This window comes from Rahnella contaminans, assembly GCF_011065485.1.
Taxonomy (GTDB): domain Bacteria; phylum Pseudomonadota; class Gammaproteobacteria; order Enterobacterales; family Enterobacteriaceae; genus Rahnella; species Rahnella contaminans.
Genome location: NZ_JAADJS010000002.1, coordinates 414913 through 429082, shown reverse-complemented (window position 1 = coordinate 429082; position 14170 = coordinate 414913). Strand labels below are relative to the sequence as shown.

Here is a 14170-nt window from a genome sequence, read left to right as displayed (position 1 = left end):
AAATACGGCAATTTCGTCCTGAAAATATCCGGTAAAGAAATACTTTCAGGACGTACAGATTAATTAAACCTGATCGTTATCTAATTGAAGTGCCACATACAACAACAGACGATCGTCAAAATTCCCCAGATCCAAACCGGTTAATTCCGAAATACGGTTCAATCGATATTCCAGCGTATTACGGTGAATATAAAGTGCCTTAGACGTTGCCGTGGGTTGCACATTATTATGGAACCACGACGCCAGTGTACGGCGCAGTAATCCGTTGCCGTCGGTGGCCTTCAGACGCGCCAGCGGCCGCACCAGTTCATCGGCCTGCCAGCCGCCGCGTAGGCTGTCGAGCAGCACCGGCAAAATCAGATCCTGATAAAAGTAGCAACGCTGTTCGGGCATACGCTGTTTGCCGACGGTCATGGTGGTTCGCGCGGTGCGATACGATCGGGCAATACTGCCGGGACCGCTGAAGAAGTTGCCGAGGGAAATACGGACGCGCAGACGACCTGTTTCGGTCATGCGCGACAACAGATGATCGATTCGCTGCCGGTGACCGTCCGGATCCCAGCGATCGTAGCTGTTCAGCGCTGGTTTCAGCACCACCATTTCGGTGAGCGAAACAATCGCGATCAGGTTATCGCGCTCCGGCGTGGTCAGTAAGGTTTGCAGCTGTTGCAGCTCCGCCATCGCGGAATCCACGCCGAGCTGACCGCTGTCGACTTCAACCACCGCCGCCACGCGCGGGCGGTTCAGGTCAATGCCCAGACGCTGCGCCCATTCCATTAATGCCGGAGAAAGTTCATCCACGCGGATCAGGTTCAGCACCAGTTCTTCGCGCAAACGGCTGTCCTGCGCGAGCATATGTAACAAACGCGCCTGCTCAAGCATCATTTCGGCGGTCATACAAACCAGCTCGCCGTACTGACGCAGCTGTGACGGATTGCCGGTCAGCCCAATCACGCCGACAATCTGGCCATCTATGCGCAGCGGCAGATTGATACCCGGACGCACTCCGTGCAAATGCCGTGCAACACCTTCATCGATATCGACAATACGCTCCTGCGAAATGGACAACAGCGCACCTTCGTGCAATTCGCCAAGACGCTGATCGTCGCCGCTACCGATTATTCTTCCCCGTCCATCCATGACATTCACATTACTATCAATGATTTGCATTGTTCGGGCAACAATCTGTTGCGCCAGCTTTGCATCGAGATGATACGCTGACATGATCCCCTGCCTTGCCTGTTTTATCGTTGTCAGACCAGCATACCCAGCGGCTTACTCCGACACATTATGCAAATGCCCAAAGAGCGAAAGCACCTATTGAAGTTGCGGGTAAGGTCACATTTTTAAGCAAATGCCCAAGAAAATTCAGGCGCGGATCGGGAGAAAAAAGCATAAAAAAAGGCACGCCGTAGCGTGCCTTGTGAGGTCTGCCTGCGGATTATTGCGCCAGCAGGTAGATTGAAGAGTCACCACGCTGAATATCCAGCGCCAGTACAGACGGCTTGGTATCCAGAATTTTACGCAGCTCGCCTAAGTTAGCGACTTTCTGCTGGTTCACGCCCAGGATCACGTCGCCTTTTTTCAGGCCAATGTTCGCGGCTTTTGAACCCGGTTTCACTTCGTCAACTTTCACGCCTTTCTGGTCGCCCGCGGTGCCATTGCTCAGCTCAGCACCTTCAATGCCGGTGAAAATGTTGCCGGATTCAACTTTAGGCGTTTGCGTGCTTTGCTCAATCGTCACGTCAACGTTCATCGGTTTGCCTTCGCGCAGCAGACCCAGCGTCACTTTGGTGCCGATTGGCATGGTGCCGATATCCGCACGGAACGACGCGAAGCTGCTGATTGGCTTGCCGTTCATGCTCAGGATAACGTCGCCCGCTTTGATGCCCGCTTTTTCTGCGGCAGATTTCGGCATGACCTGACTGATGAACGCGCCACGCTGTGCGTCCACTTTCATCGCTTTCGCCAGCTCGGAGTTCAGCTCGGTGCCCATGATGCCCAGTTCGCCACGTTTCACCTGGCCGAATTCGATCATCTGTTTGGACAGGTTTTTCACCATGTTACTTGGGATCGCAAAACCGATACCGATATTGCCGCCGTCCGGTGCCAGGATCGCCGTGTTCAGACCAATCAGTTCACCGTTCAGGTTCACCAGCGCGCCGCCGGAGTTACCGCGGTTGATCGCCGCATCCGTCTGGATGAAGTTTTCATAGTTTTCGATGTTCAGGCCAGAACGTCCGAGCGCAGACACGATACCGGATGTCACGGTTTCGCCCAGACCATACGGGTTACCGATCGCCACGGTGTAGTCACCCACGCGCAGCTGCTCGGAATCGGCGATTTTAATCGCGGTCAGGTTTTTGGCGTTTTGCAGCTGAATAACCGCGATGTCAGAACGTGGATCTTTACCGATCACTTTCGCATCGAACTTACGGCCATCGTTCAGCTGTACGCTGATTTTTGTCGCGTTATCAACAACGTGGTTGTTGGTCACAACATAACCTTTATCCGCATCAATAATCACACCGGAACCCAGCGCACGGAAATCTTCTTTCTGTTCAGGAGCGGGTTGTCCGTCCTGACCGCCGCCCTGGCAAACCGGGGAGCCCTGGAACGGCGAACCGTCCTGGCACAGCGGAGAGTTCTGACCAAAGAATTGCTGGAACTGCTGGCCCATGCGTGGTGTTTTCACCGGCGCGCTGCCTTCAACGTTCACACTCACTACGGACGGCATGACTTTTTCAAGCATCGGTGCCAGGCTTGGCAGCTGTGTGGTGCTCGAAGATGCGGTTTCGGCAGCCAGAGCAGACGAAACCGGGGCCATTGCCATACCAACACTTAACGCTAAAGCGCTGAGGAATAAAGTCGATTTTTTCATTTTTCAGGATCTCTTAAAATTATTGTGGCAACCAAAATAGTCGCGTTGCTTGGTAGTCGTGATACTGAGATGGTATTAATAGCGTGAAGTTCATCAGGGTCATACTGACAATGGTAAAAAAGTATTGTCATTATTTACAAATGGCGCTTTTTCGGACAGTTTCGTAAAGAAAATAAAAGACGTTAAAATCTGTCTTTTTAAAACAAATTACTCCGCCGCCATCAGACGTCGATATTCGTCGTAGGCATAAAGGTCTGTCATGCCGCTGATATAATCCTGAATCATTCTCGCCCGGTAATAGAACTCCTGCGCGGAAAATTCCGAAACGCCTGCGCCTTCGAGCGCCACGACGGCATTGTTATACGCCAGACGGTGTTTGGCAGAAATCTTATGCAACAGACGGGTTTCTATAGGATATTTCCTGTGCGTATCCTCCTCAACCAGCTGGCTAAAATCAGACAATGGCATATCCAGCAACGGGCTGTAAATATCCAGTAATCCGCTGATCACCCGATAGCCTTGTAATTCCAGCTCCTCGACTTCAGGATGGTTGAATACCTGTTTGAATGCGACGGATTTATAAATTTCTAACAAACGGTTCGCCTGGCTGTCGTCTTCGAGCAGCGCGTGATTAAAGGTTCCCTGATAAACATCTTCTATATTATCAATGAATCTGCGCGCTGCATGAGGCACCAGCTGTTTAACCGTCTGAACGCGAAGTTCCATAAAGAAATAATCCACCGGATTACGGAATGTTTTCGCTTTATCCATTTTTTCATAGGCGGTGCGAACCACTTTATCAAAGATGTCATTCTTCTCAATGTCGCCCCATTCACGCATCAGATATTTATAGAGTTCTTCGACGCTGAAAATATTTTTCTCAACCGCATCTTCCAGATCGGCGATGCAGTAAGAAATATCGTCCGCCGCTTCCATAATGTAGGTCAGCGGGAAACGGTTGAACTCCCCCAATCCAAGCTCGCTACGCAGCTCTTTGATGAACGTTTCTTCGGCCAGATAAAAACCGGGCTTTTTCATCAGATAATCGTGCGAAGGCAGGCGGTTCATTGAGTACGCCGGACGGGTATATTTCAGGATGCAGGCGGTCTGGCTGTAGGTCAGATTGAGTTTGAGCAACGTAAATACCAGGCGAATGGCCTGCGCGTTGCCTTCAAAATTACTGAGGTCATAACGAATTTTACTGCGCAACTGATTCAGCTCTGCCTCGTCCGGCGTCAGCCGCAAACAGGCCACCAGACAGGAATCGGTTTCCGGCGGCGTTTCGCCACAGCTTTCGATATCCATGCGCTTTTTGAACCAGTTATTAATTGCCGACTCGCCGAAATGCCCGAAAGGCGGATTGCCGATGTCGTGCATCAGGCAGGCCATTTCAACTACGCTTTCGAACGGATCGGTCACGTCGTCCAGCCCGTAAACCTCGAGCTTGCCCTGACGGCGCAGGCGGTGCAGGATTTCTTTCGCAATGTGGCGGCCCACCTGCTGAACTTCGAGGGAATGCGTCAGGCGGCTGCGGACGGCGGCATTTTTCTCCAGCGGGAAGACTTGTGTTTTTTGTTGCAGACGGCGGATGGCGGCAGAATTGATAATACGTCCCCGGTCGCTCTCAAACTGCCGGACGACATCATATGCATCCCGCGCCTCAATCGGGGCGCTAAACGGGCGCTGAAAATTGAATTTCGCTTTAAAATCGATCCCGGACATGATTTCCCACCTTTTCAGCCACTCACGCGCCCGGCCAGCCCGCGTTTTGCGTAACAAAACCCACGGCCCAAACGCATTATCTCTTCCCTTTAGCCATGATAGACTATCGCACATTGTTTTCGTTATTAAACCGTCAATTCCGCACCTGCTGCGGTTCATTTCACCCCAATCTGCGAGTATTTATATGAAAGTAGGCATTATTGGCGCAATGGAGCAGGAAGTGACCCTGCTGCGCGACAAAATCATCAACCGTCAGACTATCGAGCGTGCTGGCTGCGAAATCTACACCGGTCAGCTGAACGGTGTGGACGTCGCGCTGCTGAAATCAGGCATCGGTAAAGTGTCTGCGGCGATGGGTACGACGCTGCTGCTGGAACATTGCCGCCCGGATGTGGTGATCAATACCGGTTCTGCCGGTGGTCTGGCGAAAACGCTGAAAGTCGGCGATATCGTGGTTTCCGATGAAGTTCGCTACCACGACGCGGATGTGACCGCATTTGGTTATGAGCCGGGTCAGATGGCGGGTTGCCCGGCAGCTTTCGTGGCAGCCCCTTTCCTGATCGAACTGGCTGAAACCTGTATCCGCGAGCTGGACCTGAACGCCGTGCGCGGTCTGGTGTGCAGCGGTGACGCATTCATCAACGGTGCCGCGCCTCTGGCCCGCATTCGTGCCACCTTCCCGAACGTCGCTGCCGTGGAAATGGAAGCTGCCGCAGTTGGCCATGTTTGCCATCTTTTCGACACGCCTTTCGTGGTTGTGCGTGCCATTTCTGACGTCGCAGACACCGAATCTCACCTGAGCTTTGAAGAGTTCCTGGTGGTTGCTGCACAGCAATCCACGCTGATGGTTGATGCCATGCTGAAAGCACTGGCTGCTTCCGAAGAGTGATGATGCGCCGGTTCTGTCTTTTGCTGATTTGCCTGTCGCTGCCCCTGATGGCGACAGCGGCACCGGCGCAGCGGGTGATCAGCCTCGCGCCTAATCTGACAGAACTGGCGTTTGCTGCGGGCATGGGCGATCAGTTGGTCGGAGTTAGTGCTTACTCCGACTTCCCGCCGCAGGCCAGCAAGCTTGAGCAGGTTGCGAACTGGCAGGGAATCAATGTCGAGCGCATTGTGACGCTAAAACCGGATCTGGTGCTCGCCTGGCGCGGCGGTAATCCGCAGCGTCCGCTTGATCAGCTCACGTCTCTGGGCATCAGGGTCATTTATCTCGATCCGCAGAATGCGCAAGATGTGGCAAAGGCGCTGGAACAGCTGGCAGCCTACAGCCCGGAGCCTGCAAAAGCTCAGCAGGCAGCCCGTGATTTTCGTCAGCAATGGCAGGCGCTGAAGCAAAAATATCACCGCGAAAAGCCGGTGCCGGCATTTATCCAGTTCGGCACTCAGCCGCTGTTTACCGCCTCATCCGCAACAATGCAAAGTGAAGTGCTGGAAGTGTGTGGCGCAAAAAACGTTTTCGCCGACAGCCGTGTTCCGTGGCCTCAGGTCAGCCGGGAGCAGGTTTTAAGCCGTCAGCCGCAGGTTATTGTTATATCGGGAGGAAAATCGCAAAAAGCCATCATTGAAGGCTACTGGCATTCCCTGCTCAATGCGCAGGTTATCGCACTCGAACCGGACTGGTTCAGCCGCGCGGGGCCACGTATTTTGCTGGCCGCTCAACAGCTCTGCCCTCAGCTTGCTGCTTTGCCTTAAAGGTGAATACTTACTAACAAAACGTCTTTCTGCCAAAATCTGTGCGTTGTCGCACTTTTCCGAATTGTTCTTTTATTAACCAAAATCAAGAATACAGCCCTGTCATCTGGTAACATGCCTGTCGTAGAATTATCCGGTTCGTGCACTTTCCCCGCTTGAACATTATCTCTTTGTTGTACAAACGAAATAATAAAAGTCACGCCAGAACGTTAAAATAACGTCACTAAAAGGCATGACTGGCATCCAAACCATAAGAATTTTGGATTAAAGGCCACGAAAACATTACCGATAACCTTCTCAGCCCCGGCTGATTTTATTGTGATTACACCAGCAGGAAAAAATATTAATGAAAGTACTCCTACTCAGCTTGCTGCTGGCTTTGAGCCCGCTGGTCGCGGTCGCGGGCATGACAAGTGGCGAGATCCACATCAGCCTGACCATTTTACCGACCTGCAAAGTGGATGTGGCGCACTCCGGCACGTCAGTTACCTGCGCCAGCCGCACCATGATGCAGCCTCACATCAGTGAAATGATGCTCGCTTCCGTTCCGGGCATCAGCACAGATTCCAAACTGGTCACGGTGGAATGGTAAGTGGCATGTGAATGCTTACTTACCTCAGCGTCCGCTATCAGCCATTAAAAAAGCCCGTCTGCATCAGCAAACGGGCTTTTTCTTTTAGGACGAAGGGGAATATCAGATGCTGAAGGAGGAACCGCAACCACATGTCGTCTTCGCGTTCGGGTTCGTCACCACGAAACGTGAGCCTTCCAGACCTTCGGTATAATCCACGGAGCCACCCACCAGATATTGCAGGCTCATCGGATCGACCACCAGCGCTACGCCTGATTTCTCAATGGTCATGTCGCCGTCGTTGATTTTGTCATCAAAGGTAAAACCGTACTGGAAACCGCTGCAACCACCACCGGTGATATAAACACGCAGTTTCAGGTTCGGGTTTTCTTCATCAGAAATCAGGTTCTTCACCTTCTTCGCTGCGTTTTCAGTAAACTGTAACGGCAACGCAGCAGTTTCATTCAACAATGCTTCGCTCATAATCTCTCGCTCCCAATCCGCATTTGTTCAGGCCGCCGGATTGACTGTCTGAATAATGTACTCATTATCTTATACCTGAGTTAATGCTTCAAGTATGGGGTGTTTTGGTCGCGCTGTCCTGACTAATGGTGCCTTTAGTCTCAGATTCTGCTTCCGCTTTTTCGGTATTTTCACTTTCCTGCCGTTGCAAGGTGCGGGTCAGAATGGCCGAATACAAGGGTTTACCCCCCAAAAACTGTGCCATCAGCGTTGCGCCGAGACAGGTAATAATCATCGGCAAAATGAGCTGATAGTTATCGGTCATTTCCAGCACCAGCACAATTCCGGTGAGCGGCGCACGTACACTGCCTGCAAATAACGCGCCCATTCCGGCAATTGCAAAGGTCGCGGGCTCAATGCCGTATTGCGGGAAAAAGTACATCGCCGCGGTGCCGAATGCGGTGCCCAGCAAAGTGCCGAGCGCTAACATCGGCGCGAAAATCCCGCCCGGCGCACCGGAGGCGAAGCACAGTAACGTGGTCGCAACGCGGACAACAAAGATAAACAGAAGCATCAGCAGGCTGTATTTGCCGGCCGCCGCCAGCGGGATCAGCGCAAAGCCGCCGCCTGCCGCTTCCGGCTGAACCAGCCCGAGCAACCCGCAAAAGCCGCCCAGAATACCGCCAATAATCAGGATTTTTTTCAGATTGCCGCCGTGAATGCGCGCAAACATATCCTGCGTACGGAAAATCAGCGCGTTAAAGCTGACGCCCACCACGCCAAAAACCATGCCTAACACCAGATACAGCCACAGCGTGTTGAGCGGTGCGTTCGCCAGTTTCCCGACTTCAATTACCGCGCCATCGCCGTTGAAAACACGAAAGACGATGCTCGACATAATCACGCCGATAAACACCGCTTTGATGGAAATCAGGCTGTACCGGAATTGCAGACGCATCTCTTCGAGAATGAACAGGATCCCCGCCAGCGGTGCGTTAAAAGCGGCCGAAAGCCCGGCCGCCGCGCCGGTTGCCAGCAAAGAATGGCGCGCTTCAGCGCTGCGCAGCCGGAAAATATCCACCATCATTTTCCCGACGTTTGCGCCCATCTGCACGGTCGGCCCTTCCCTGCCCAATACCATGCCTGCGCCGAGTGTGCCCATCCCGCCAAAAAACTTCACCGGGATAACGCGCCACCAGCGAACCGGCCGTAATTCTTCCAGCGCGCCTTCAATTTCAGGAATGCCGGAGCCGCCCGCTTCGGGCGCGAATTTGCGCACCAGGTAATAACCAAACATCGCCAGCACGGCGGAAACCACAAAGGTCAGCGGCCACAGCAGGATCCAGTAATCGCTGAAAAATCCCAAGCCGGTGAGGCGCAGGTGCATCACCCAGTTAACCGCTTTTTCGAACGCCACGCCGAGCAGTCCGGCGACGGTACCGGCCACCGCGGCGACCATCAAAATCGTGACCGGCGTTTTATCGCGGCGCAGAAAAAGGCGCAGCACTTCACTGCGCTTACGCGGACCGCGCAGGCGCGGATTATCTAAATGTTCAGAGCCTGATTCATTCATTTGGTGAAAGGTTATTTGGAAAGAGTTGTGAAAGATTGATGGATTTAATCATACAAAATGCCGGCCTGACAGGATCTGCAACAATATGCCGCACGGTTTACGGTTTGATAACGCCGCTCACTTCACTAGAATGGGCGCATCAACATTCTTATTACATACAGAACCCAGCAATTCAGGAGCCGAATAATGAGTAAGTCAGAAAGTCTGTTCACGCAGGCGCAAGCGCTAATCCCGGGCGGTGTTAACTCGCCGGTACGTGCCTTCTCCGGCGTCGGCGGCGTCCCCTTATTCATTGCGCGCGCAGACGGCGCGTTCCTGTTTGATGCCGATGGCAAAGCCTATATCGACTATGTTGGCTCGTGGGGCCCGATGGTGCTCGGCCACAACAACGCGGAAATCCGCAACGCGGTTATTGAAGCAGCGCAACGCGGCCTGAGTTTTGGCGCACCGACCGAAATGGAAGTCAAAATGGCCGAGCTGGTCACCGGACTGGTGCCAAGCATGGACATGGTTCGCATGGTGAACTCCGGAACGGAAGCGACCATGAGCGCCATCCGTCTGGCGCGCGGCTTCACGCATCGCGATAAAATCGTCAAATTCGAAGGCTGCTATCACGGCCACGCCGACTGCCTGCTGGTGAAAGCCGGTTCCGGCGCGCTGACTCTCGGCCAGCCAAACTCTCCGGGTGTTCCGGCTGATTTCGCCAAACACACGCTGACCTGTACGTATAACGATCTGGATTCAGTGCGCGCCGCGTTCGAACAATATCCTGACGACATCGCCTGTATCATCGTTGAGCCGGTCGCGGGCAACATGAACTGCGTGCCGCCACTGCCGGAATTCCTTCCGGGCCTGCGTGCAATTTGTGATGAGTTCGGCGCACTGCTGATTATCGATGAAGTGATGACGGGTTTCCGCGTCGCGCTGGGCGGTGCTCAGGAGTATTACGATGTGATGCCTGATCTGACGTGTCTGGGTAAAATCATCGGCGGCGGTATGCCGGTAGGCGCGTTTGGTGGTCGTCGCGATGTGATGGAAGCGCTGGCGCCAACCGGGCCGGTGTACCAGGCGGGTACGCTTTCCGGTAACCCGATTGCGATGGCAGCCGGTATCGCCTGCCTGACGCAGGTGGCACAACCGGGCGTGCATCAGACCCTGACCGAACGCACCACGCAGCTGGCTGAAGGTTTACGTGAAGCCGCAGCAGAAGAGAACATTCCGTTCGTGGTGAACCACGTCGGCGGCATGTTTGGCCTGTTCTTTACCGATGCCAAAACCGTCACCAGCTATCAGGACGTGATGAAATGCGACGTTGAGCGTTTCAAAAAATTCTTCCACATGATGCTGGAAGAAGGCATTTATCTGGCACCTTCCGCGTTCGAAGCGGGCTTCATGTCTCTGGCCCACACGCAGGAAGACATTCAGCGCACCATCGACGCCGCGCGCCGCTGTTTCGCTAAGCTTTAAGCCGCTCTATCCTGCAGAAAGCAAAAAGGGGCCATCTGGCCCCTTTTCTATTGGCAAACACGTTAACTCGCCTGCTTTCTCAGCAGATAGATAAAGTACGGCGCGCCGATGAAGGTCGCGAGCAAACCGGCGGGGATCTGGTTTGGGAAGATCACCATACGGCCACACCAGTCCGCGAAGACCATCAGCAAACCGCCGAGAATACTCGCCACCATCCACTGCGGAACGGCGCGGCGGAATCCCATCATGCGCGCCATATGCGGTGCCATCAGCCCGACAAAACTCAGCGGCCCGACGGTCAGCGTTGCGGCCGCCGTCATCACGGCGGCCAGCAGCAGGATCGCCACACGCGTTGGCGTCAGCGCCAGCCCGACGGATTTCGCGGTCACGCTGCCGAGCGGCAAGATGTTTATCCAGCGGCGGCAGAACGGCACGATGGCCATCAGCACGGCGGCCAGCACCAGCGTTCGCCACGCCATCGGCGCAGTCACTGAATAGGTCGAACCGGAAAGCCAGGTCAGCAAACCGCCCATACGCGGATCGCCGCTGGCCAGCAGCAGTGTCATCAGCGTGGTGAAAGCGGTACTCAACGCAATGCCGGTCAGCAACATCCGTTCCGCCGAGAAACTGCGCAGGCCGGAGGCGACCATAATCACCAGCAACGTTAACGCCGCACCGGCACTGCCCGCAGGCAGCAGCCACACAAACGCATCGCCGGGAACGATAAACATCATTACCACGACGCCGGTCGCCGCACCGGAGCTGATCCCCAGCACTTCCGGGCTCGCCATCGCGTTACCGGTCAGTTTCTGAATCAGCACGCCGGAAGATGCCAGCATAATCCCTGCCGCCAGCGCCGCCAGTACGCGCGGTAAACGCCACGGCAGCAACGCCTGCAAATCTGCGCCCGTCGCCCAGCTCCAGCCTGTCGCATTACGCCCGACCATAAGCGCTATCACCAGCCCGGCGAGAAGCACCAGTAAAGCCAGCGCAACCCAACGCACCAGATGGTGACGTTCATTGGGCACATTGTCGCCCTGATTCATCGGCGGCGGCGTCATGCTGTTTCGCAGACGCGGCAGCAGCCACAGCAGCAACGGCGCACCGACTAACGCGGTCGCGGCACCGGTCGGGATTTCCATCCAGATCTGCGTCACGTACTGCATCACCTGATCGGTGAACCACAGCAGCAATGCGCCAATCAGCGGAGCCATCACCAGACGCGCAGTCAGGCGACGTGCGCCGAGCATTTTTGCCAGAAGCGGCGCAAAGAGGCCGATAAAACCGATTATCCCGACGGCGTTGACCAGCTGCGCACTCATCAGGATCGCCAGCGCCAGCACTGCCAGACGCGCCGCCGACAAGCCTAAACCCAGGTTTTTCGCGACGCCGTCATCCAGCCCGAGCAGCGTCATCGGGCGCTGCAACAGGAAGGCCAGCAGCCAGACGATAATCACGCGCGGCAGTAAAAACGTCGCGACATCCCAGTCCTGCTGCGTCAGCGAACCGCTGCTCCACATATACAGGCTTTGCAGGCTCTGATAGTTGAAGATTCCGAGCAGGCCATTCACCGCCCCGCAATACAAACCGAGCACCAGCCCCGCGAGGATCAGCGTCACCGGCGACATGCGTTTGCCCCAGGCGATCCCGAACACCAGTCCGCCGATCACCACCGCTCCAGTCATCGCGGCAAACTGCTGCGTAATCATGCCGCCCGGCAACGCCCAGAGAGTGGCGATCGTCAGGCCGAGCTGCGCGCCCGCTGAAACGCCCAGCGTCGCGGGTTCGGCCAGCGGATTACGTAATACCTGCTGGAACAGTAAACCGACCAGCCCCAGACCGGCACCGGCCAGCAGCGCGACGGCGATGCGCGGCAGTGAGCTGTAATGGAAAAGCATCTGCTGAACATCGTCGATGTCCGGCTGCCAGAGCGCGCCGCGCCATAAGTGATAAGGCAATTGCTGGTGCAGGTTGTAGATGCTGAGCGCACCGGCCGCCAGCGCCAGAACTAAAAGTAGGATCAGCGAAACGCTGAGTGAACGGCGGTTCATACCGGTTTCCCCAGTGTGCTGTTCAGGATTTTACAAAAATGCATGGCGCTGAACGTCGCGCCGTAGAACCAGACGGCGGGGACAACGCTGAACTGATTAGCACGCACGAATGGCATTGATTTCCACAGCGGCGTTTTGGCAACCGCGTCCATGATGTCAGCGCTGCCGTGATCAAAACACAGCACGCGGGCATTTTTAATGCGGGTCAGGCGCTCAACGCCCACTGACACACTGCCCCAGAAGCTGCCTTCTCCGCTCCACGCGTTGGTCAGCCCGACATCGCCCATGATTTCATGGAACATGCTGCCCTGACCAAACACCAGAACGTGGCGCGGGTCGATAAAGGTCATCAGCAGAACCGGTTGCTGCGCGACCGGTTTCATCAGCTCACGCGTTTTCGCAATGGCGTCGTTATACACCCGCAAATGTTCTTCGGCGCGCTCCTGCAAACCGAGCGTATCCGCCAGTTTATGCAGCGATTTGATCGCCAGTTGCATCGGCTTCGCGCTGCCGTCATTGGCTTTCACACCCAGCACCGGCGCGATGGTTTCCAGCTGTTGGGTATCCGGACCATAACCTTGCGTTATCAGCAACAAAGAAGGTTTCAGTTGCTGGATAAGTTCCATGTTGGGTTCGGTGCGCTGGCCGACATCGATAACGCCGGGCGCCAGCGGCGGTTCTGCCACCCACAGGTTGTAATTGGGAATATCAGCAATCGCCAGCGGCATCACGCCAAGCGCAATCAGCAGCTCGGTAGGTAACCATTCGAGGGTAACAATGCGGCTCAGATCAGGGCGCGAGGCAGACAGCGCCGGCAGGGAAGTCAGTAACGGGGACAGCGCCATCATCTGTAAAAGACGACGGCGCGTCAGCCCTGAATAACGTTGAATATCAGACATATCAGTAAACGAAGCTTACCGGCGCACCGCCCGCAGGATGCGGAAGAATGCCCATCGGAATACCATAAATTTGTTCGAGAACGTCACCGCGCATCATGTCTTCCGGCGCGCCCTGCGCGATCATCTCACCGCCGCGCAATGCCATCAGTTCATCGCAATAACGCGCCGCCATATTCAGATCATGCAATACCGCGATCACGGTTAAGCCTTTCTCACGGCTCAGGCGCTGGATCAACGCCAGCACATCTTTCTGATGCGCGATATCCAGCGCGGAAGTCGGTTCGTCGAGCAACAGGCAACGGCTGTCCTGTGCGACCATCATTGCCAGCCACGCACGCTGACGCTCGCCGCCGGAGAGGCTATCGACCAGGCGCTGGGCGAACGGTTTCAGGCCCACCAGCGAAATGGCTTCTTCGACTTTTTCTTTGTCCTGATGTTTAAAACGCCCCAGCGCGCCGTGCCACGGATAGCGGCCAATCGCCACCAGTTCCTGCACCGTCATGCCTTCTGCGGCCGGAAGTTGCTGCGGCAGATACGCCACCTGACGCGCAAACGCTTTGCTGTCCCACTGGGCCAGCGGCGTTTCATTGAGGTAAATCGTTCCGGATGTCGCTGGTTGATGTCGTCCCAGCATTTTTAACAACGTCGACTTCCCCGAGCCATTGTGACCAATCAGCCCGCACACTTTTCCCTGCGGGAAAGTCAGCGACAGTGGCGCCAGCAGCGTTCGCCCCGGCACGGTAAAACTGACGTCTTGCAGGCGGAATACGCTGTCAGGAAACGGGGATGTGGGATGTACGTTGTTATCAGGCATAAGATTTTCTACGTCGACATCTGGTTGAAAACAGG

12 protein-coding genes are annotated in these 14170 nt (G+C 55.2%); 4 read left to right on the top strand and 8 right to left on the bottom strand.

What is annotated here, in order from left to right; translation table 11 throughout:
* Positions 1-63: 63 nt before the first annotated feature.
* The 3 genes from GW579_RS11080 to dgt all read right to left on the bottom strand — a co-directional run bounded on the left by GW579_RS11080 (position 64) and on the right by dgt (position 4603).
* Positions 64-1224 carry a CdaR family transcriptional regulator gene (locus tag GW579_RS11080; RefSeq protein ID WP_152327672.1) on the bottom strand — a complete coding sequence of 387 codons (1161 nt, stop codon included), beginning with the start codon at positions 1222-1224 and terminating at the stop codon, positions 64-66.
* A 217-nt stretch (positions 1225-1441) separates the two neighbouring features.
* Positions 1442-2881, bottom strand: coding sequence for a serine endoprotease DegP (degP, locus tag GW579_RS11075; RefSeq protein WP_152327671.1), 1440 nt, complete (start codon positions 2879-2881; stop codon positions 1442-1444).
* A 207-nt stretch (positions 2882-3088) separates the two neighbouring features.
* Positions 3089-4603: a dGTPase gene (gene dgt, locus GW579_RS11070; protein WP_165059065.1), complete on the bottom strand. Its 1515-nt coding sequence runs from the start codon at positions 4601-4603 to the stop codon at positions 3089-3091.
* A 184-nt stretch (positions 4604-4787) separates the two neighbouring features.
* Between dgt and mtnN the strand changes: the two genes are divergently transcribed.
* The 3 genes from mtnN (at position 4788) to GW579_RS11055 (ending at position 6890) form a co-directional block, all read left to right on the top strand.
* On the top strand, positions 4788-5492 hold the full coding sequence (mtnN, locus tag GW579_RS11065) for a 5'-methylthioadenosine/S-adenosylhomocysteine nucleosidase (protein ID WP_152327669.1): 705 nt from the start codon (positions 4788-4790) through the stop codon (positions 5490-5492).
* Positions 5492-6298, top strand: a complete 807-nt coding sequence (btuF, locus tag GW579_RS11060) for a vitamin B12 ABC transporter substrate-binding protein BtuF (RefSeq protein ID WP_165059063.1) — start codon at positions 5492-5494, stop codon at positions 6296-6298. Before mtnN ends, btuF begins: the two co-directional genes overlap by 1 nt.
* 346 nt (positions 6299-6644) lie before the next feature.
* Entirely contained in the window at positions 6645-6890 is a 246-nt protein-coding gene (locus tag GW579_RS11055; RefSeq protein WP_165059061.1) for a hypothetical protein, read from the top strand.
* A gap of 102 nt (positions 6891-6992) precedes the next feature.
* Here the strand turns inward: GW579_RS11055 and erpA are convergent, their stop codons facing one another.
* Both erpA and clcA read right to left on the bottom strand, forming a co-directional pair.
* Positions 6993-7352: an iron-sulfur cluster insertion protein ErpA gene (erpA, locus tag GW579_RS11050; RefSeq protein WP_369825840.1), complete on the bottom strand. Its 360-nt coding sequence runs from the start codon at positions 7350-7352 to the stop codon at positions 6993-6995.
* An 88-nt stretch (positions 7353-7440) separates the two neighbouring features.
* Positions 7441-8904 carry a H(+)/Cl(-) exchange transporter ClcA gene (gene clcA / locus GW579_RS11045; protein ID WP_165059059.1) on the bottom strand — a complete coding sequence of 488 codons (1464 nt, stop codon included), beginning with the start codon at positions 8902-8904 and terminating at the stop codon, positions 7441-7443.
* Between the two features lie 186 nt (positions 8905-9090).
* On the opposite strand from clcA, the gene hemL reads away from it, so the two are divergent.
* Entirely contained in the window at positions 9091-10371 is a 1281-nt protein-coding gene (hemL, locus tag GW579_RS11040) for a glutamate-1-semialdehyde 2,1-aminomutase (RefSeq protein ID WP_152327665.1), read from the top strand.
* Between the two features lie 62 nt (positions 10372-10433).
* Here the strand turns inward: hemL and fhuB are convergent, their stop codons facing one another.
* The 3 genes from fhuB to fhuC are packed head-to-tail and all read right to left on the bottom strand — an operon-like array spanning position 10434 to position 14135.
* Positions 10434-12422, bottom strand: a complete 1989-nt coding sequence (gene fhuB / locus GW579_RS11035) for a Fe(3+)-hydroxamate ABC transporter permease FhuB (protein ID WP_165059057.1) — start codon at positions 12420-12422, stop codon at positions 10434-10436.
* Complete coding sequence (gene fhuD / locus GW579_RS11030) at positions 12419-13321, bottom strand: Fe(3+)-hydroxamate ABC transporter substrate-binding protein FhuD (protein WP_152327663.1); 903 nt, start codon at positions 13319-13321, stop codon at positions 12419-12421. The genes fhuB and fhuD overlap by 4 nt, the downstream gene beginning before the upstream one ends.
* Position 13322: 1 nt before the next feature.
* Positions 13323-14135 carry a Fe3+-hydroxamate ABC transporter ATP-binding protein FhuC gene (fhuC, locus tag GW579_RS11025; RefSeq protein ID WP_165059707.1) on the bottom strand — a complete coding sequence of 271 codons (813 nt, stop codon included), beginning with the start codon at positions 14133-14135 and terminating at the stop codon, positions 13323-13325.
* Positions 14136-14170 lie beyond the last annotated feature (35 nt).